Origin of the sequence: Pseudomonas taiwanensis, from assembly GCF_013393345.1 — a bacterium.
Taxonomy (GTDB): domain Bacteria; phylum Pseudomonadota; class Gammaproteobacteria; order Pseudomonadales; family Pseudomonadaceae; genus Metapseudomonas; species Metapseudomonas resinovorans_C.
Window position 1 is genome coordinate 90,463 of sequence record NZ_QJRF01000039.1, and the last position, 18,674, is coordinate 109,136.

The window sequence follows — 18,674 nt, forward strand, 5'->3', positions numbered from 1 at the left end:
GGAGATGATCCCGTGTGTGTGTAGATGACGGGATCAGGCTAGGACGGCTGGCTGAAACGAGGCTTAAATGCGCCTTAAGCGAAGCTTAACGGCGCACCCTGCAGAGCGCGTCAGCGCGGATCGGCGCTGGCGACCAGGTTCTTGCGGAATACGTAGAACAGGTTGGGCTCGCTGACGACGTAGATGTCACCGCTCTCGTCCATCGCCACGCCTTCGGCTCGGGGAATACGGCTGTCCAGGCCGTTCATGCCGCCGAGCAGGCTGATGAAGCTGATCGGTTCGCCCTGTTCATTCAGTTCCAGCAGCAGATTGGACTGGGCCGAGAGCACCAGCAGATGGCCGGTGCGCGGGTCGATGCTCAACGCCGAAAGGTTGCGCATGCCCAGGCCGTAGCTGGGTAACGGACGCAGCGCTTCGCCAAGGGTCTCGTTGCCATCGCTGCCCAGACTAAACAGGGCGACGGGGCCACGCTCCTTGCCGAGGATCAACTGGCCGTTGAGCGGGTCCCAGGCGATGCCTTCGAAGCCCTTGTTGCCCGAGTCCGGGAAGCCGAGGTCGAACTCGTTCGTCGCATCGGCGCTCAGTTCACGGGTTTGCGGGTCCAGTTCGAAGATCGACAGCGTACGGCGACGCTCGTCGGTCACCGCCACATGGCCGCCTTCGAGTACGGCCACGCCTTCTGGGTTGGAGAAGCCCTTCAGCGGAATCTTGCGCAGCACCTCGCCCTCACGGCTCAGCTCCACCAGGGTGGGCGACTTGCCGGTGACGGTGAACAGGGTCCCGGTAACGGGGTTGTAGGCCAGGTCGGAGGTTTCGTCGTTCTCCAGACCGGCCAGGGGCTTGCCCTGCAGCACCGCCTTGTAGCCCGGGAGCCAGATGCTGGCGGCGCGCTGTTCCTGGCTCGCCTGCTGCTCGCCGACCCACACCAGGGCGCGGTCATCCCAGTGCATGTACCGGGTCAGCGCGGTGGCGCCGGCGGCAATGGCGACCAGGCCCAGCATCAGTCGGCGACGGCTAACGAACGACAGGAGGCGGCGCGGCATCAGGTACTACTCAAAAAAAGGGTCGGCAATAGATAGCCAAATGCCAGTGAAAGTTCCGTGAAACCCCGACCGGCGGTCGGCTGGGTCAGATGACCCGGCTTTCGAAGCGACTGTGCCCTACCAGCTCCAGCACAAGTTCGTCGCCCTGGTTCAGCGGGCCGACGCCCACCGGCGTGCCGGTGAGGATGACGTCGCCCGGCTGCAGGCTGAAGTGGCCGGCCATATGCTGGATCAGCGGGAGGATGGCATTGAGCATGTCACGGCTGTTGCCGTCCTGGCGGACTTCGCCGTTGACGCTCAGGCGGATGCCGATGTCGTCGAGACGCTCCGGGGCGTCGCCGGGCACGAAGGGCGCCAGTACACAGGCACCATCGAAGGACTTGGCGATTTCCCAGGGCAGGCCCTTCTCCTTCAGCTTCGCCTGCACGTCGCGCAGGGTCAGGTCCAGGGCCGGGGCGAAGCCGGAAATGGCGTCGCGCACTTCCTCTTCATCAGGACGGCGCGACAGCGGCTTGCCGATCAGCACGGCGATTTCCGCCTCGTAATGCACTGCACCACGGTCCAGGGGAATGCTGAAGCCACCAGCCAGCGGCACCGTGCAGGAGCCCGGCTTGATGAACAACAGCGGTTCGGTGGGCACCGGGTTGTTCAATTCCTTGGCATGCTCGGCGTAGTTGCGGCCGACGCAGACCACCTTGCCCAGGGAAAAGTGGATCGGAGTGCCATCGACGTAATGGTGCTGGTAGCTCATTTACCGACTCCTGAACGGTCCATAACGCAAACGGCGGATGATCCTTCCGAATTCATCCGCCGCTTTCGTGCTTAGTTGAAAATCTTGCCGGGGTTCATGATCCCGTTCGGATCAAACACCGCCTTGATCGCCTTCATCACCGCAATTTCAGGCTCCGAACGGCTGTAGCCGAGGTAATCGCGCTTGGTCATGCCCACGCCATGTTCGGCGGAGATCGAGCCGTTGTACTTCTGCACGGTCTCGAACACCCACTTGTTCACGGTGGCGCACTTGGCGAAGAACTCGTCCTTGGACAGGTTGTCCGGCTTGAGGATGTTCAGGTGCAGGTTGCCGTCGCCGATATGGCCGAACCAGACCACTTCGAAGTCCGGATAGTTGGCTTCGACGATGGCATCGATGTCGTGCAGGAAGGCCGGCACCTTGGAAACGGTGACCGAGATGTCGTTCTTGTACGGCGTCCAGTGGGAGATGGTCTCGGAGATGTACTCGCGCAGCTTCCACAGGTTCTGCAGCTGTTGCTCGCTCTGGCTCATCACGCCATCCAGCACCCAGCCCTGCTCGACGCAATGCTCAAAGGTGGCCAGGGCGTCGTTGGCGATCTCCTCGCTGGCGGCTTCGAACTCCAGCAGCGCATAGAAGGGGCACTCGGTCTCGAAGGGCGCCGGCACGTCACCACGGGCCAGGACCTTGGCCATGGCCTTGTCGGAGAAGAACTCGAAGGCGGTGAGATCCAGCTTGCTCTGGAAAGCGTGCAGCACCGGCATGATGGAGTCGAGGTCCGGGGAACCCAGCACCATCGCTGTGAGGTTCTTCGGCGCGCGGTCAAGGCGCATCGTGGCTTCGACCACGAAGCCCAGGGTGCCTTCAGCGCCGATGAACAGCTGACGCATGTCGTAGCCGGTGGCGTTCTTGATCAGGTCGCGGTTCAGCTCCAGCAGGTCGCCGGCGCCGGTGACCACCTTCAGGCCGGCCACCCAGTTACGGGTCATGCCGTAGCGAATCACCTTGATCCCGCCGGCATTGGTGCCGATGTTGCCGCCAAGCTGGCTGGAACCTGCGGACGCGAAGTCCACCGGGTAGTACAGGCCCTTTTCCTCAGCAAAGTTCTGCAACTGCTCGGTGATCACGCCCGGCTGGCAGACCACGGTGCGGTCGAACTCGTTGAATTCGAGGATCTGGTTCATGTAATCGAAGGCGACGACCACTTCGCCATTGGCCGCTACGGCCGCGGCGGAAAGGCCGGTACGACCGCCGGACGGTACCAGCGCCACCTTGTGCTGGTTGGCCCAGCGAACGATGGCCTGCACCTGCTCGATGCTCTTGGGAAAGACGATGGCGCTCGGCGCGGGGGCGAAATGCTTGGTCCAGTCCTTGCCATAGGCGTCCAGGGAAGCGGCATCGGTCAGTACCTTGCCGGGTTCAACCAGGGTCTTCAGCTCTTCGATCAGGGCAGCGTTGGTCATCAGCGAAACTCTCAAATCATTCATGGTCGCCCTGAGAACGTTTCAGGTCGCAACCGAGCAAGGAAAAAGGAGATCATGCTAGCATACGCACCCCGTGAATCGTGCGCTCCAGCCGATATTCCGGGTAGCAGCCCGCGCTCCCCCACGGCCCGCTTCTGACATTTTTACCGGGATACATAGGTACGCAGATGAGCAAGACCTCTCTCGAAAAGAGCAAGATCAAGTTCCTTCTCCTCGAAGGCGTCCACCAGAACGCCGTGGACACCCTGAAGGCCGCCGGTTACACCAACATCGAGTACCTCAAGGGCGCACTCTCGGGTGACGAACTGAAGGAAAAGATCGCCGACGTGCATTTCATCGGCATTCGCTCGCGCACCCAGCTCACCGATGAGGTGTTCGATTGCGCCAAGAAGCTCATCGCCGTCGGCTGCTTCTGCATCGGCACCAACCAGGTCAACCTGAATGCCGCCCGCGAGCGTGGCATCGCCGTGTTCAACGCCCCTTACTCCAACACCCGTTCGGTCGCCGAACTGGTGCTGGCCCAGGCCATCCTGTTGCTGCGCGGCATTCCGGAGAAGAACGCCTCCTGCCACCGCGGCGGCTGGATCAAGTCTGCGGCAAACTCCTTCGAAATCCGCGGCAAAAAGCTGGGGATCATCGGCTACGGTTCCATCGGCACCCAGCTCTCCGTGCTGGCCGAGGCCCTGGGCATGCAAGTGTTCTTCTATGACACCGTGACCAAGCTGCCGCTGGGTAACGCCACCCAGGTGGGCAACCTGCACGAGCTGCTGGGCATGTCCGACATCGTCTCCCTGCACGTGCCCGAGCTGCCGTCCACCCAGTGGATGATCGGTGAGAAGGAAATCCGCGCCATCAAGAAAGGCGGCATCCTGATCAACGCCGCACGCGGCACCGTGGTCGAGCTGGATCACCTGGCCGCCGCCATCAAGGACGAGCACCTGATCGGCGCCGCCATCGACGTGTTCCCGGTCGAGCCCAAGTCCAACGACGAAGAGTTCGAGAGCCCGCTGCGTGGCCTGGACCGCGTGATCCTGACCCCGCACATCGGCGGTTCCACTGCCGAGGCCCAGGCCAACATCGGTCTGGAAGTGGCGGAGAAGCTGGTGAAGTACAGCGACAACGGTACCTCGGTATCGTCCGTGAACTTCCCGGAAGTGGCCTTGCCGTCCCACCCAGGCAAGCACCGTCTGCTGCACATCCACGAGAACGTGCCGGGCGTGATGAGCGAGATCAACAAGGTGTTTGCCGACAACGGCATCAACATCTCCGGTCAGTACCTGCAGACCGACGAGAAGGTCGGCTACGTGGTGATCGACGTCGATGCCGAGTACTCGGACCTCGCCCTCGAGAAGCTGCAGCACGTGAATGGCACCATCCGCAGCCGCGTCCTCTTCTAAGACAGGGGCTGCTACGCGTCGGCGATACTGCGTTGGAAAGAGCCTCGGAGATGCTCATTTACAGTCGTAAACTCCGCTCTCCTTAGCTCTTTCCGCCTTGTCTCGCTCTAGCTCGCGAACCCCTGGCGGATTTTGCAGGACAAGAAAAAGGGAGGCCTCGGCCTCCCTTTTTCGTTTCCAGCGTCTTTACTTGACCGTCACGGTGATGGATTGCGAGATCACCGGCGGGTCCAGCGGTACGTGGTTCTTGTCCCCCACCAGCAGTTGCAGGGTGTGCTTGCCGGGCGGCAGGGTAACCTGGGTTTCGGTCTGGCCCTTGCCGAAGTGGCGGATGCTGTCGGTCATGGGCAGCGGCCGGTCCATTTCCGGCTGTTCGGCGAGGCCGATCAACAGGTGGTGGTGGCCGGTTGCGGGCACATCCACGCCAGCCGGCGCGACGCCCATGCCCTTGAGACCGAACTTCACGGTAAACGTCTTGCCGACGGTGGCGCCGTCAGCCGGTTCGATGAAGTACACCTGCGCGCCTTCGGGCGCCGGGGTCCGTGGAACAGCGGCCAGGGTGGCGGTGGCGGCGCCAAGCAGCAGGGCGCCAAGGCTCAGGAAAGACAAAGTCCTCATTACACATCTCCATGTTTTGTGAGCCAGATACCAGACCCTATGCAACCAGTTAGGTTCACCTGCTGTCCGAGCAAGGCGCTTCACCTGCGCCAGCGGAAAAACCATAACGAATCGAGGAAGTCCCCCATGCGTCTGCTCTACTGCCTGCCCACCCTGTTCGCCCTGCTGAGCCCGCTGGCCCAGGCCGAATTGCTCGATGATGTCTGGGAACGCGGCAGCCTGCGCATCGCCCTGGAGGAGAACAACCCGCCCTACAGCTACCGGGAGAACGACAAGCTGACCGGCTTCGACGTGGCCCTGGGTCGCGCCCTGGCTGCGGAAATGAATGTGGATGCGGAGTTCGTCGTGGACGACGACGGCAAGATGCTCGAAGGCTTGCAGAGCGGTCGTTATGACATCGCCCTGGACCGGGTCGCCGCACCAGCCGAGGGCGAGCAGACCCTGGAGTTCAGCGAACCCTACGTCTTTCCCGTGAGCGAGACCGAGGGCAATCTGGCGCAGCCCATGACGATTCCCTTCCAGAAAGGCAATCCCGCCTTCCGCGACACCCTCAACCGCGCCCTGATCAAGCTGCGCAGCGAGGGCAAGCTCGGCGCGCTGTCGACGCAATGGCTGGGCAAGGACCTGAGCCAGCCACCGACTGCCGCCAAGCGCTGAGGCTCAGTCTTCGTCCAGTTCGGCCAGGCGCGCAGCGGCCTGGGCCAGCTCCTCTTCGTTGAAGACCTCGACACCGGCGCGGCGCAGGGCTGCGGCGGTCACGCCTTCGCCGGCGACGCGAGTGCCGCTGAAACTGCCGTCGTAGTTCTCCCGATTGCCGCACGAAGGGCTGCGGGCCTTGAGCAACGCGATGCGGATGCCGTTGCGCGCCACCAGATCCAGGGCAATGCGCGCACCGGCAACGAACTCGTCGGTCACGTCCTGGCCGTCGTCGGTGAGCACCGGCAGTTCGCCGTCCAGCACGGCGCCGCCGCGCCCACCGGCGATCTCGGCCGGTGCACGGGGCGTCGGCAGGCCGCCGGCCACTTCCGGGCATAGCGGCACGATGCGCCCCTCCGCCTGCCAGCGCTCCAACAGGTCGAACGGCCCGTGGGCGCCGCCGTCATAACGGACCTTTTGCCCGAGCAGGCAACGGCTGACCAGGATCTTCTGCATCTTCATCTCCAGAGGGGGACCGTCGTAGTCACCCCGGGTAACACCGGTGGCGCCCGCGCGAATCGGCGCCTGATCGAAGGTAGGGCCTTGGCCCGTTAACTGCCAAGCCGTTCTCGGAGGCAGGCGACGAGCTTCCCCATCCTTCGGCGGGAAGCGCCCCGCGCCACTGGCTGTCGCGCCTGCGCCCCTCCAGACTGCGCGCAACCTGCACAGGAGCGTGCCATGCCCAGAACAACCCACAACCTGCGCCTCGCACTGGCTTGCGGCACTGCCCTGCTCAGCGGCACCGGCCAGGCCGCCCTCGAATCCCTGGATAACCAGGCCCTCAGCGAAATCAGCGGCCAGGCAGGGATCAACCTGCGCCTGGACGTCATGGCGCGCATCGACAGCATCAGCTGGAACGACGATGGCGGCAGCCTGTCCTTGCGCAATGTGCGCATCGACAACGGCTGTCTCAAGCCCGGTGACTGTCCCAACGGTGCCGGCGGCAGCTTCCCCCTGGGGGCGGCGCAGCTCGGCCTTACCCTGCCCATCTTCGGCGTCGACCAGCCGACCCTGAAAGTCGACGTGGTGAAGAACTCAACCGGTACCCAGCAACTCCGTCTGGAACTGCCCGACCTCACCACCATCAATGATCAGCTGCAGGGCAGTGGCATTCCCGCCCAGCGCATCCGCGTACGGGTCGCCGCCGACATGCACATCGGCGAAAGCCGGATCGGCAGCCTGGAAATTCGCGATATCACCGACCTGCGCGGCAACTTCCGAGTCTGGGGCCACTGACGGACCCCGGCTTCAGAGCGGGCCGCCGCGGCGCCGGAACCACCCGGTGAGGGACAGCCGCTCGCGGTTCGCCGGCAGGACCTCGTGGGGCACATCAGCGGACAGGAACACCACCAGGCTGCCGCCCTCGGGCAGCACATCCCGTTCCCCATGCGCCAGGTACAGGCGCAGTTCACCGCCCTGCTCCGGCTGCCAGTCGGCGTTCAGATAGGCCACCACCGACACGGCGCGGCGGTCATCGTCGCGAAAACGGTCCAGGTGCTTCTGGTAGAAGGCGCCGGGCGGATAGCAGGCGAAGTGGCATTCGAAGTCTTCCAGGCCCAGGTAGAGCTCGCGATTGAGCAGCTGGCGCAACTCGTCCATCAGGGCCAGATAGGCATCGCTGGCGGCCGCCTGACCGGGCTCCAGCCACTGGATACGATCGCCGCGCACCCCTTCGCGAACCTGCTGCCCGTCTCCACGGCCGATGGACGCAGGCGCGAGCGCGCCCGCTGCTTCGCGGGCGCGGCATTCATCGGCCAGGGCACGGGTCAGGTCGGCAGGCAGCATCAGGCACTGGTGGGACCAGCCCTGGCTGGCCAGGTCGTCGGCGATCGGGGTGAGCACGAGTTGTTCTGCGGGTAGCGACATGATCCCGGAATTCTACCAGCGAGCAGGAAATTACCTACATGCACTGATGAAGATTCCGACACCTCGACAATAAAGCCCGAGTCCGCTGAGAATAGCCGCACGCTCAGCCCCGCAACGCCCACCCGCCGCCACCGCCTTGCCCGCCGAACCGATGCCGTACGCGTGGGTCCGATACGAACAGCGGACTGCGTCATCAAGGAGACTCCATGCGCCTGCTCTTCGCCGTCACCCTCCTCCTCTTCGGTTTGCCCGCCCTGGCCGACGACCACGCCAGCCTCTACCAGGTGGCCGGCTGGCCGGAGCAGCGCGCGCATTTCAACGATGCCCTGACCGCAGCCCAGCAGCGTTACCAGAAGACGTTGCCGCCAGCGGTCTACCAGGCACTTGTGGAAAACAGCAACCGGCGCTTCCAGCCCCAGGCCATCGACCAGCGCGCCCAGGTTGCGCTGCGGAACCAGCTACAGGACCCGCGTCCGGCACTGGCCTTCTTCCAGTCAACGCTGGGCAAGAAAATCATCGCTGCGGAAACCCTGGCCACTCGCCGCGACCAACTGGCGATGCACGCCAACGGCCTGCCACGCATCGAAGCCGAAGCCACCCGCCGCCTGCTGATCGGCCACCTGGCGCAAGCCCTGCCAGCGCGCGAAGCTGGCGCGGAAGTCAGCCTGGCCCTGGCTGGCGTCGCGGCCGACAGCCTGAGCCAGATGCTCCCCGGCCTGCTCGGTGGCGGCCAGGCGCAAGGCATGATCGATGGCCAGCGCCAGCGCCTGATGGAACAGATCGGCAACGACCTGGATAACACCCTGCTCTACGTCTATCGCGGCCTCTCCGACCCGGAGCTGGAAGAGTTCGTCACCTTTGCCGAATCCACCGACGGCAAGGCCTACTACCAGGCCGCCCTGGCTGCCGTACGCGCCGGCCTCGCCGTAGGCCAGGACGCCTCGGCCCAGCAGGGGCTCTGAACCACCTCGCAGAGTGAGCGCCGCGTAGAGCCTGCGATACCCAGCGAAAGACAGCATGGGTATCGCTCCGCTCGCGGAGCGCCGCCCGACCCATCCTACGTGGCTGCGGCGTCAGCCCAGGCGCTCGCGCAAGAAGCCAAAGTACCGCTCCCGATAGGCCGGCGCCTCATTCACCAGATGATGCCCGGCCCCTTCCAGCATCAGCACGTCCGGCTGATCGAACTTCTCCGCCAGCACCCTGAGGTTGTGCCGCCAGTCCACCGTCATGTCGCCGTCGCCCTGGATCACCAGCGGTCGGCGCGAACTGCGCTGCGCCCGCTCGATGCGCGGCACCCAACGCGCCAGCGCACCAACCCAGGCGGTGGGCAGGGTCTGCGGCTGCAGCGGGTCCTTGTGGTGGACGAACTCGATGAACTCGGCATCGCTGGAGTTGACGCTGAAGCGCCGTGGAATGCTTTCGACGAAGTGCCGCATCAACTGGTAGCTGAACTTCGACCAACCCCAGGCGCGCGGCCGCACCAGCGGCGCGAATAACAGGGTCTCGCCCAGTTCGGGGCGCGGCGTGCCGGTCAGCAGATAGTCCAGCAGGATGCCACCACCGGTGCTCTGCCCGGCCAGATGCCAGGGCTGCGGCAAGTCCAGCGCCGCCGCCTCGCCCAGCAAGGCCTGGAGGGTGGCCTGATACTCGGCGAAATCACCGATGCTGGCCCGCGTTCCGCTGGACAACCCATGGCCGGGCAGGTCGCAGGCGATCACCGCGAAGCCCATGCCCAGCGCCCACTCCACCAGGTGGCCATAAAGGCCCATGTGGTCGTAGTAGCCGTGCAGCATCACCAGGCTGGCGCGCGGTTCGGGCGGCAGCCAGAGCTGGGTCACCAGTGAATACCCGGCCGCCTCGACGCAGCCCAGACGTGCCTGAACGCCAGGATGGCGCGCGGCGAAGTCCAGCCGGTAGAAGGTCCGATAGGTCTGGGCCTGACGCAGGTCAGCAGCGCCTGCGGCCAAGGGTCGCAACAACGGGCGCAGGAGATCGGGCTGGAACGGGTCTGGCATCGGGCTTTCCTGGAGGAGGTAAATCTGTCCACAGGACCGTACGGGGTCCTGGCCGGCTGCCGATATTCTGCTGCCCGGCGCAACGTGGCAAGCTACGCGCCCCCGCACAGGCCCTTGATCATGCGTGCACTCAACCCCAAGACCCTGATTACCAGCCTCGCCCTTCTCGCCTGCGTCGGCGCCATCCTGCTGGCCCTGCGCTGGTACGAGTCGCGCTATGTGCGCCCCTTCAATAGCCAGGCGACGGTGTTCTCCGGCGAACAGCTGCGCCTGCCAGCCGAACTGGCCGGCCCGGGCCCCATCCGCCTGGTGCACTTCTGGGACCCGGCCTGCCCCTGCAACGCCGGCAACCAGCAGCACCTTGCGGAATTGATCCAGCGCTTCGCGCCCCAGGGCGTGACCTTCCACGCGGTGCAGAAGCCCGGTAGCAAAGGCCAGCTTCCCCCAGGCCTGGAAGCCCTGCAGCCGCTGGCCACGATGCCCGGCTCCGAGCAGTTGCCGGCGGTGCCCGCGGTGGGCATCTGGGACCGCGACGGCCGCCTGGCCTACTTCGGCCCCTATAGCGAAGGGGCGGTGTGCAACTCGGCCAACAGCTTCATCGAGCCGATTCTCGAAGCCTTGATCGACAACCGCCCGGTCAGTGCCAGCAGCACCCTGGCGGCAGGCTGCTTCTGCGCCTGGCGCGAGCCGACCTAACCGACTCCGATACGCGCCCGCCAGGCCTCCGGCGGCATTCCGTACCAACGGCGAAAGGCCCGGTAGAAGGGCGACAGCTCCGAGAACCCGCAATCCCGAGCGACCTCGCGCATGGTTCGGCCCTCCTGCAACAGTTCGATGGCGCGCGCCTGCTGCACCGACTCACGTATCCGCCGCAGGTTGCTGCCCTGGTCGGCCAGCGCCCGCTGCAAGCCGCCAGCGCTGAAGCCCAGTTCCGCCGCGCAGGCTTCCAGCGAGCATTCCGCCTTGCCCAGGCGAACACCCAGCAGGTAGCGCAGCCGATTCAGCAGGTCGTTGCCCACCAAGGCGTCCATTTGTGCCTCGGCGTGCTGCCAGAGCAGCTGGTGCAGCTCCGGATTGGCGGTGCGCGACGGACGCTTCAGCAGGGCCGCCGGGAACAGCAGGGCGTCATGCTCACGGCCGAAAACAGGCAGCAGGCCGAACAGCCGTTGGTGCTCGCTCACCCGCGCCGGGCGGGCATGGCGGAACTGCACGCCATCCAGGCGGAATTCGCCATCGGTGATGAAACCCAGCAGCTTGGTGAAGAGCAGTGCCAGGCATTCCATCTGCTGGCGCAGGGAAGAGAAGCCCAGGTAGTTGAGGTCGATCACCAGGCGTGCCACCGCGCCGTCCACGTGCAGCTGGGCAACGAAGCCGCCAGACAGGATGTGCTGGAAGCGCAGGAAACTCGCCAACGCCTCGCCCAGGTCACGGCTGGCCAGCAGCAGATAGCCCACCACGTCGAGCAAGCGCGGCTTCATGACCTCACCCAGATGCAGTCCGATATCGGGGTCGCCGACCAACGAGTCGGCGGCCAGCCAGAACTGCGGCGCATCGTCGTGACGCAGGCGACCGTCCACCGGCGGCGGTCCCGGGCGACGGTGCTGGTTGACGCCGAGGTAGACCCGCCCCGGATTGAGACCCAGCTCGGCCAGCGCTTCATAGAGCAGGCGACGCAAGGTGGCCGAATGAGTCAGCGGGGCGAAGCTGGAGGTATCGGGGTCAACGGTGGACATGGCGGCTCCTCGAAATTGACCAAAGACTTTCAGTTCGCGCGTATTTGGTCAATGCCCGCCAATTCAGCCTTGGGGAGAATGCCGCGACCAAAACAACAAGGAATTTCGTGCATGAAACGCACCCTGACTGTCCTGGCCGTGGTCATCGCGGCGGCCGCTGGCGGCGCCACCTGGTATAGCGAGAGCAAGAAGCCCGTGCGCGACGGCGAGCTTGCCATGGCCCACCTCCAGGCGCCGGTGACCGTGCGCTACGACGAGCGCGGCGTACCCCATATCCAGGCCGCCAACGAAGCCGACATGTACCGCGCGCTGGGCTTCGTCCATGCCCAGGACCGCCTGTTCCAGATGGAAATGCTGCGCCGCCTCGCCCGTGGCGAACTGGCCGAAATCCTCGGCGCCCGCCTGGTGGACACCGACCGCCTGTTCCGCACCCTGGGGATTCGCGCCCACGCCGACGCGTACGCCACCAAGATGGACAAGGACAGTCCGGCCACCAAGGCCCTGCAGGCCTACCTCGACGGCATCAACCAGTACCAGGACAGCCGCCCGGCGCCGGTGGAATTCGACCTGCTGGGCATCGAGAAACGCCCCTTCACTATCGCCGACACCCTCTCGGTCGCCGGCTACATGGCCTACAGCTTCGCCGCCGCCTTCCGAACCGAGCCGGCCATCACCTATGTGCGTGACGAACTGGGCGCCGACTATCTGAAGGCCTTCGATCTCGACTGGCACCCCGACGGCGTGATTGGCCAACCGCTTGCCCAGGGCGACTGGCAGGACCTCAACCGCCTCGCGCAGCTCAGCCAGCAAGCCCTGGTCGAAGCCGGCCTGCCGCAGTTCGAGGGCAGCAATGCCTGGGCGGTGTCCGGCACCCACACCGCCAGCGGCAAGCCGCTGCTGGCTGGCGACCCGCATATCCGCTTCGCCGTGCCGGCGGTGTGGTACGAGGCGCAGCTGAGCTACCCGGGCTTCGAGCTCTATGGCCACCACCAGGCGCTGAACCCGGTTGCCTCCCTGGGGCACAACCGGCAGTTCGCCTGGAGCCTGACCATGTTCCAGAACGACGATCTCGACCTGATCGCCGAGAAGAGCAACCCGGACAACCCGAACCAGGTCTGGTACCAAGGCCAGTGGGTGAATCTGGAAAGCCGCGAGGAAACCATCCAGGTCAAGGATGGCGAGCCGGTGAAACTGACGCTGCGCCGCTCGCCCCATGGCCCGATCATCAACGACGCGCTGGGCGCGGCGGCCGGCAAGACGCCGATCGCCATGTGGTGGGCCTTCCTGGAAACCGAGAACCCGATCCTCGACGCCTTCTACCAGCTCAACCGCGCCGACAGCCTGGACAAGGCCCGTGCCGCCGCCGAGAAGATTCACTCGCCCGGCCTCAACGTCATCTGGGCCAACGCCGGCGGTGACATCGGCTGGTGGGCGTCGGCCAAACTGCCGCAACGCCCGGACGGGGTGAATCCCTACTTCATCCTCGACGGCAGTACAGGCGATGCCGACAAGCCCGGTTACCTGCCCTTCAGTGCCAACCCCCACGAAGAGAACCCGGAGCGCGGCTTCATCGTTTCGGCCAACTACCAACCGCTGTCGCCGACTGGCGTGGCCATTCCGGGCTACTACAACCTGCCGGATCGCGGCGTGCGCCTGAACCAGCGCCTGGCCGAGCCGGGCGTGAAGTGGGACGTGCAGAACAGCCAGGCACTGCAACTGGATACCGCCACCGGCTATGGCCCGCGCCTGCTCGCGCCCATCCTCGACGACCTGCGCGCGGCCGCCAGCGATGATGCTGAGCGCGCTCTGGTGGAGCAGCTCGCCAACTGGCAAGGCGACCACCCGCTGGAGTCCACCGCCGCCACCCTGTTCAACCAGCTCACCTACGAACTGGCCAACGCGATGATGCGCGACGAGCTGGGCGATGCCTTCTTCGACAGCCTGCTGCAAACGCGCATCCTCGACTCCGCTCTGCCGCGCCTGGCCAGCGACCCGGCCTCGCCCTGGTGGGACAAGCGCGATACGCCGCAGAAGGAAAGCCGCGCGGAGGTGGTCAAGGCCGCCTGGCAGGCCAGCCTGGCGCACTTGAAGAAGACCCTGGGTGAGGACAGCTCGAAATGGCAATGGGGCAAGGGCCACACCCTGACCCACGCCCATCCGCTGGGCCAGCAGAAGCCGCTGAACCTGCTGTTCAACGTCGGTCCCTTCGCCGCACCGGGTGGCCACGAGGTGCCCAACAACCTGTCCCACCGCGTCGGTCCGGCGCCCTGGGAAGTGTTCCACGGCCCCTCCACGCGCCGCCTGGTGGACATGGCCGACGCCGAACATGCCCTGGGCATCAACCCGGTGGGCCAGAGCGGTGTGCCCTTCGACCGTCACTACAAGGACCAGGCCGAGCGGTACATGCGCGGTGAGTACGTGCCGATGCACTTCGCCGAGGATGAGGTGAAGGCGAATAGCCAGGAGACGTTGGTATTGAAACCGGGCGACTGAGGCCCTCTCCCCCGCCCCCTCTCCCTGAAGGGAGAGGGGTGACTCAGGACCGGCCGCCCTGCGCGGAATGCCCCCTCTCCATGAGGGAGAGGGCTGGGGTGAGGGGGAAAAGCCCCACGACGTTGCCCCGTCTGAGCATTGACGCCCTCAAACCCTCCCCAACGCCTGCCCCAGGTCCGCGCGCAGGTCTTCCACGTCCTCCACCCCCACCGACAACCGCACCAGCGAATCGCCAATGCCCAGCTCCGCGCGAATCTCCGCCGGGATGCTGGCATGGGTCATGATCGCCGGGTGCTCGATCAGGCTCTCCACGCCCCCCAGGCTTTCGGCCAGGGTGAAGATGCGCACCGCTTCGAGGAATCGCCGGGTGCCCGCCAGGTCGGCCCGCAGGTCGAGGGAGATCATGCCACCGTAACCCTGCATCTGCCGCCGCGCCAGGGCGTGCTGGGGATGGGATTGCAGGCCGGGGTAGTAGACCCGTGCCACCTGCGGCTGCTGCTCCAGCCAGTAGGCCAGTTCCTGGGCGTTGTGGCAGTGGCGCTCCATGCGCAGGGCGAGCGTCTTCACTCCGCGCAGGGTGAGGAAGGCGTCGAAGGGCCCGGCGATGGCACCCACGGCGTTCTGCAGGAAACCCAGGCGCTCGCGCAACGGGTCGCAGCGGCTGTCGCTGGAAGCGATGGCGATGCCGCCGATCACATCGGAGTGGCCATTCAGGTACTTGGTGGTGGAATGCACCACCAGGTCGAAGCCGAGTTCCAGGGGCCGCTGCACCCAGGGACTGGCGAAGGTGTTGTCCGCCACCAGGATGATGTCCCGGCCCTGGCACAGTTCCGCGATGGCTTCGAGGTCGGCCAGGCGCAATAGCGGGTTGCTCGGGGTTTCCACCCAAAGCATGCGGGTGTCGTCCTGGATCGCGGCACGAATTGCGCCGATGTCACTGAAGTCGACGAAGCTGAAGCGATGCCCGGCGCTGACCCGGCGTACCCGCTCGAACAGGCGGAAGGTGCCGCCGTAGAGATCGTTGCTGGCGACGATGTGCGAGCCGCTGTCGAGCAACTCCAGCACCGTGGAGATCGCCGCCAGGCCGGAGGCGAAGGCAAAGGCCTGGGCACCGCCCTCGAGGTCCGCGACGCAGCGTTCCAGCGCCCAGCGGGTGGGGTTGTGGGAGCGGCCGTAGTCCAGCCCCTTGTGCACGCCGGGGCTTTGCTGGGCATAGGTGGAGTTGGCGTAGATCGGCGGCATGATCGCGCCGGTGGAGGGATCGGGCGCCTGGCCGGCGTGGATCACACGGGTGGCGAAGGCGCGCGCTTCGGCGTCTTCCTGCTGGCTCATGCAAGGGTCCTCCGCAGGTGATTGAGCAGATCGGAGCGAGTGATCAGGCCGTGGAAGCCGGACGCGTCGGAGATGATGGCGACCAGCCCGCGGTCGAGCTCGGCCTGCAGCTCCGCCAGGCTGGCATCAGGTGCCAGCGTCTCCAGGCTAGCGGTCATGACGCTGGCCACCGGCTGGCGGAAGTGCGTGGCATCGGCATGCACACCGAGCAGGATGTCGGACTCGTCCACCACGCCCACCAGGTGGCCATCCCGGAGCACCGGCAACTGCGAGACATCCGCCAGGCGCATGCGCTGGAAGGCAGTAAGCAGGGTGTCGTCCGGGCCGACGCTGATCACCCGGCCGTCTTCGAAGCGCCGTGCGACGATGTCCCGCAGGTCGCCGTAACGCTTGCGCGCCAGTAACCCCTGGTCGGTCATCCACTGGTCGTTGTAGATCTTCGAGAGGTAGCGGGTGCCGGTGTCGCAGACGAAGCTGACCACCCGCTTGGGTACCTTCTGTTCGCGGCAGTAGCGCAGCGCGGCGGCCAGCAACGTTCCGGTGGACGAGCCACCGAGGATGCCCTCGTTGCGCAGCAGTTCGCGGGCGTGGCCGAAGCTTTCCTCATCGCTGATGGAGTAGGCACGCCCCACGCTGGAGAGATCGGCAATCCCCGGGATGAAGTCTTCGCCTATGCCCTCCACCGCCCAGGAACCGGGTGTGCCCAGGGTGCCGCTGCGGGTGTATTCGGCAACGATGGACCCCACCGGATCGGCCAGGACCATTTCCAGGTCGGGCTGTACCCGGCGGAAGTAGCGGGTCAGGCCGGTCAGGGTGCCCGCCGAGCCGACCCCGACGACGATGGCGTCCACATCCTGGCCGGTCTGCTGCCAGATTTCCGGGCCGGTGGTGCACTCGTGAGCCAGCGGGTTGGCCGGGTTGTTGAACTGGTCGGCGAAGAAGGCGTCGGGAATCTGCGCAGCCAGCCGACCAGCCAGGTCCTGGTAGTACTCCGGATGGCCCTTGCCGACGTCCGAGCGGGTGATATGCACCTCGGCCCCCATGGCCTTCAGGTGCAGCACTTTCTCGGTGGACATCTTGTCCGGCACCACCAGCACCACCCGGTAGCCTTTGGCGCGCCCCACCAATGCCAGGCCCAGGCCGGTATTGCCGGCAGTCGCCTCGACAATGGTGCCGCCGGGCTTCAGCCGGCCGTCACGCTCGGCACTGTTGATCATGGCGATGCCGATTCGGTCCTTGATGGAGCCACCGGGGTTCTGGGATTCGAGCTTGAGGAAGAGCGTACAGGGGCCGGTATCGAAGCGGGTGACCCGCACCAGCGGAGTGTTGCCGATCAGGTCGAGAACTGCGGGACGAACATCTTTGACACTGTTCATGGCGTCACCTCCTTGCGCGACCAGGCAGGGGGGCGAAGCGGACGCCCCACGGTGGAACATAGGCTGCAAGGCGAGGTGCCGCCATGGGTTCCGACGAAGGGGTCAGGCCGAGGGGAATTGATCCTGTGGGGGCGAATTCATTCGCGAAGGGACGCGTAGCGTCCCCGGCAAGGCTTGCAGGCCGGACCTGGCGGTCCGGTTAGCGAATGAATTCGCCCCCACAAGGATAAGGACTGGCTTAGCGGGCGTTGAGCACCGAAACCTGGGTGTTCAGGGTCCAGAAGTCGTAGAGCACGCCGAGCAGGAAGAAGCCGCCCGTCAGCAGGTAGAGGATGCCGCTGATCCACTTGCCCTGGTACATGCGGTGCACGCCGAAGACGCCGAGGAAGGTCAGCAGGATCCAGGCGACGTTGTAGTCGTACTGGCCGGAGTTGAAGCGCAGGGCGGCCTCGCGGTCCATGGAGGGGATCAGGAACAGGTCGATGATCCAGCCGATGAAGAACAGGCCCAGGGTGAAGAACCAGATGGTCCCGGTCACCGGCTTGCCGTAGTAGAAACGATGCGAACCGAGGAATCCGAAGATCCAGAGCAGGTAGCCGATGACCTTGCTGTGGGTGTCCTGACGGGTGTTCATGCTGCCTCCTGCAGGGGTGATGTATCCGGTCAAGAAGAAGCCCGCATGGGCGGGCTTCTTCAAGGGTGCGAGCTTAACGGAAGCGGCGCCCCGGGTCTTCTTCGTTCACCTGCAACGACAGGCCGTCGCTCATGTGTTGCAGGTGCTCGCCATCGGTCTCGGAGCCGAGCTTGATCATCAGGCGCAGGTCGTTCGCCGAGTCGGCGTAGAGCAGCGCATCTTCGTAGGTGATCTCGCCCTGGGAATAGAGGCTGTAGAGCGCCTGGTCGAAGGTCTGCATGCCGTGTTCGGTAGAACGCTTCATCAGGCCCTTGAGCTCGTGGACCTCGCCCTTGCGGATCAGGTCGGCGGCCAGCGGCGTATTCAGCAGCACTTCGATCACCGCACGGCGGCCCTTGCCATCCGGAGTCGGTACCAGTTGCTGGGCGACGATGGCCTTGAGGTTCAGCGAGAGGTCCATCCATACCTGCTGCTGTCGGTCCGCGGGGAAGAAGTTGATGATGCGGTCCAGCGCCTGGTTGGCGTTGTTGGCGTGCAGGGTAGCCAGGCACAGGTGGCCGGTTTCGGCGAAGGCGATGGCGTGGTCCATGGTTTCGCGGGTCCGCACCTCGCCGATCAGGATCACATCCGGCGCCTGGCGCAAGGTGTTCTTCAGGGCCACCTCGAAGGACTCGGTGTCGATGCCCACTTCACGCTGGGTAACGATGCAGCTCTGGTGCTGGTGGATGAATTCGATCGGGTCTTCGATGGAAATGATGTGGCCGCTGCTGTTCCTGTTGCGGTGGCCGATCATCGCCGCCAGCGACGTGGACTTGCCGGTACCGGTGGCGCCCACGAAGAGCACCAGGCCGCGCTTGGTCAGCGACAGCTTCTTGAGGATTTCCGGCAGTTTCAGCTCTTCGATGGTGGGGATGGTGGTCTCGATCCGGCGCAGCACCATGCCCACCAGGTTGCGCTGGTAGAAGGCACTGACCCGGAACCGGCCGATGCCCCGCGCGCTGATGGCGAAGTTGCACTCGTGGTTCTCGGCGAAGTCGCGGCGTTGCTGTTCGTTCATCACGCCCAGCACGGTTTCCCGCGTCATTTCCGGCGACATGGGGTTCTTGGTCACCGGCATGATCTTGCCATTGACCTTCATCGACGGCGGCACACCCGCCGTGACGAAGAGGTCGGAGCCGCCTTTTTCCACCATCAGGCGCAACAGTTTCTCGAATTCCATGACGTTCTCGCTGGCCG

General features: G+C 65.3%; 18 protein-coding genes. 6 read left to right on the forward strand and 12 right to left on the reverse strand.

Going from position 1 to position 18,674, the window contains the following annotated elements:
- Positions 1 to 110: 110 nt before the first annotated feature.
- The 3 genes from DM872_RS05510 to DM872_RS05520 all read right to left on the reverse strand — a co-directional run bounded on the left by DM872_RS05510 (position 111) and on the right by DM872_RS05520 (position 3,257).
- A complete protein-coding gene (locus DM872_RS05510) occupies positions 111 to 1,043 on the reverse strand; it encodes an SdiA-regulated domain-containing protein (RefSeq protein WP_179058503.1) in 933 nt (310 codons plus the stop codon).
- Between the two features lie 85 nt (positions 1,044 to 1,128).
- Positions 1,129 to 1,794 (reverse strand): fumarylacetoacetate hydrolase family protein, encoded by a 666-nt coding sequence (locus DM872_RS05515; RefSeq protein WP_179058504.1) that lies wholly within the window; start codon positions 1,792 to 1,794, stop codon positions 1,129 to 1,131.
- A 71-nt stretch (positions 1,795 to 1,865) separates the two neighbouring features.
- Positions 1,866 to 3,257: an FAD-binding oxidoreductase gene (locus tag DM872_RS05520; protein ID WP_179058505.1), complete on the reverse strand. Its 1,392-nt coding sequence runs from the start codon at positions 3,255 to 3,257 to the stop codon at positions 1,866 to 1,868.
- 188 nt (positions 3,258 to 3,445) lie between these two features.
- On the opposite strand from DM872_RS05520, the gene serA reads away from it, so the two are divergent.
- Positions 3,446 to 4,675 (forward strand): phosphoglycerate dehydrogenase, encoded by a 1,230-nt coding sequence (gene serA / locus DM872_RS05525; protein WP_179058506.1) that lies wholly within the window; start codon positions 3,446 to 3,448, stop codon positions 4,673 to 4,675.
- A gap of 186 nt (positions 4,676 to 4,861) precedes the next feature.
- Here the strand turns inward: serA and DM872_RS05530 are convergent, their stop codons facing one another.
- Complete coding sequence (locus DM872_RS05530; RefSeq protein ID WP_179058507.1) at positions 4,862 to 5,293, reverse strand: DUF4399 domain-containing protein; 432 nt, start codon at positions 5,291 to 5,293, stop codon at positions 4,862 to 4,864.
- 126 nt (positions 5,294 to 5,419) lie between these two features.
- Here DM872_RS05530 and DM872_RS05535 point away from each other — a divergent pair, with 126 nt between their 5' ends.
- Positions 5,420 to 5,950, forward strand: a complete 531-nt coding sequence (locus tag DM872_RS05535; RefSeq protein WP_179058508.1) for a transporter substrate-binding domain-containing protein — start codon at positions 5,420 to 5,422, stop codon at positions 5,948 to 5,950.
- A gap of 3 nt (positions 5,951 to 5,953) precedes the next feature.
- Here the strand turns inward: DM872_RS05535 and DM872_RS05540 are convergent, their stop codons facing one another.
- Complete coding sequence (locus DM872_RS05540; RefSeq protein WP_179058509.1) at positions 5,954 to 6,445, reverse strand: DUF523 domain-containing protein; 492 nt, start codon at positions 6,443 to 6,445, stop codon at positions 5,954 to 5,956.
- A 222-nt stretch (positions 6,446 to 6,667) separates the two neighbouring features.
- Here DM872_RS05540 and DM872_RS05545 point away from each other — a divergent pair, with 222 nt between their 5' ends.
- A complete protein-coding gene (locus DM872_RS05545; RefSeq protein ID WP_179058510.1) occupies positions 6,668 to 7,225 on the forward strand; it encodes a DUF6160 family protein in 558 nt (185 codons plus the stop codon).
- A 12-nt stretch (positions 7,226 to 7,237) separates the two neighbouring features.
- Here the strand turns inward: DM872_RS05545 and DM872_RS05550 are convergent, their stop codons facing one another.
- Positions 7,238 to 7,855: a 2OG-Fe(II) oxygenase gene (locus tag DM872_RS05550; protein WP_179058511.1), complete on the reverse strand. Its 618-nt coding sequence runs from the start codon at positions 7,853 to 7,855 to the stop codon at positions 7,238 to 7,240.
- A gap of 206 nt (positions 7,856 to 8,061) precedes the next feature.
- Here DM872_RS05550 and DM872_RS05555 point away from each other — a divergent pair, with 206 nt between their 5' ends.
- On the forward strand, positions 8,062 to 8,817 hold the full coding sequence (locus DM872_RS05555; RefSeq protein ID WP_179058512.1) for a hypothetical protein: 756 nt from the start codon (positions 8,062 to 8,064) through the stop codon (positions 8,815 to 8,817).
- 111 nt (positions 8,818 to 8,928) lie between these two features.
- Here DM872_RS05555 and DM872_RS05560 read toward each other — a convergent pair whose 3' ends face one another.
- Complete coding sequence (locus DM872_RS05560) at positions 8,929 to 9,870, reverse strand: alpha/beta hydrolase (protein WP_179058513.1); 942 nt, start codon at positions 9,868 to 9,870, stop codon at positions 8,929 to 8,931.
- A gap of 120 nt (positions 9,871 to 9,990) precedes the next feature.
- Between DM872_RS05560 and DM872_RS05565 the strand changes: the two genes are divergently transcribed.
- Positions 9,991 to 10,566 (forward strand): DUF6436 domain-containing protein, encoded by a 576-nt coding sequence (locus tag DM872_RS05565; protein WP_179058514.1) that lies wholly within the window; start codon positions 9,991 to 9,993, stop codon positions 10,564 to 10,566.
- On the opposite strand, the gene DM872_RS05570 is transcribed toward DM872_RS05565, so the two are convergent.
- Positions 10,563 to 11,603, reverse strand: a complete 1,041-nt coding sequence (locus DM872_RS05570; RefSeq protein WP_179058515.1) for an AraC family transcriptional regulator — start codon at positions 11,601 to 11,603, stop codon at positions 10,563 to 10,565. The genes DM872_RS05565 and DM872_RS05570 overlap by 4 nt on opposite strands.
- A 111-nt stretch (positions 11,604 to 11,714) precedes the next feature.
- Here DM872_RS05570 and DM872_RS05575 point away from each other — a divergent pair, with 111 nt between their 5' ends.
- On the forward strand, positions 11,715 to 14,096 hold the full coding sequence (locus DM872_RS05575; protein WP_179058516.1) for a penicillin acylase family protein: 2,382 nt from the start codon (positions 11,715 to 11,717) through the stop codon (positions 14,094 to 14,096).
- Between the two features lie 147 nt (positions 14,097 to 14,243).
- On the opposite strand, the gene DM872_RS05580 is transcribed toward DM872_RS05575, so the two are convergent.
- From DM872_RS05580 to DM872_RS05595, 4 genes are all read right to left on the reverse strand, one after another.
- Positions 14,244 to 15,428, reverse strand: coding sequence for a trans-sulfuration enzyme family protein (locus DM872_RS05580; RefSeq protein ID WP_179058517.1), 1,185 nt, complete (start codon positions 15,426 to 15,428; stop codon positions 14,244 to 14,246).
- Entirely contained in the window at positions 15,425 to 16,804 is a 1,380-nt protein-coding gene (locus DM872_RS05585) for a pyridoxal-phosphate dependent enzyme (RefSeq protein WP_179058518.1), read from the reverse strand. Before DM872_RS05585 ends, DM872_RS05580 begins: the two co-directional genes overlap by 4 nt.
- Before the next feature lie 238 nt (positions 16,805 to 17,042).
- Positions 17,043 to 17,438, reverse strand: a complete 396-nt coding sequence (locus DM872_RS05590; protein ID WP_179058519.1) for an NINE protein — start codon at positions 17,436 to 17,438, stop codon at positions 17,043 to 17,045.
- 73 nt (positions 17,439 to 17,511) lie between these two features.
- The gene (locus DM872_RS05595) at positions 17,512 to 18,657 is read right to left on the reverse strand and encodes a PilT/PilU family type 4a pilus ATPase (protein WP_179058520.1); all 1,146 of its coding nucleotides are present in this window, start codon (positions 18,655 to 18,657) and stop codon (positions 17,512 to 17,514) included.
- Positions 18,658 to 18,674 lie beyond the last annotated feature (17 nt).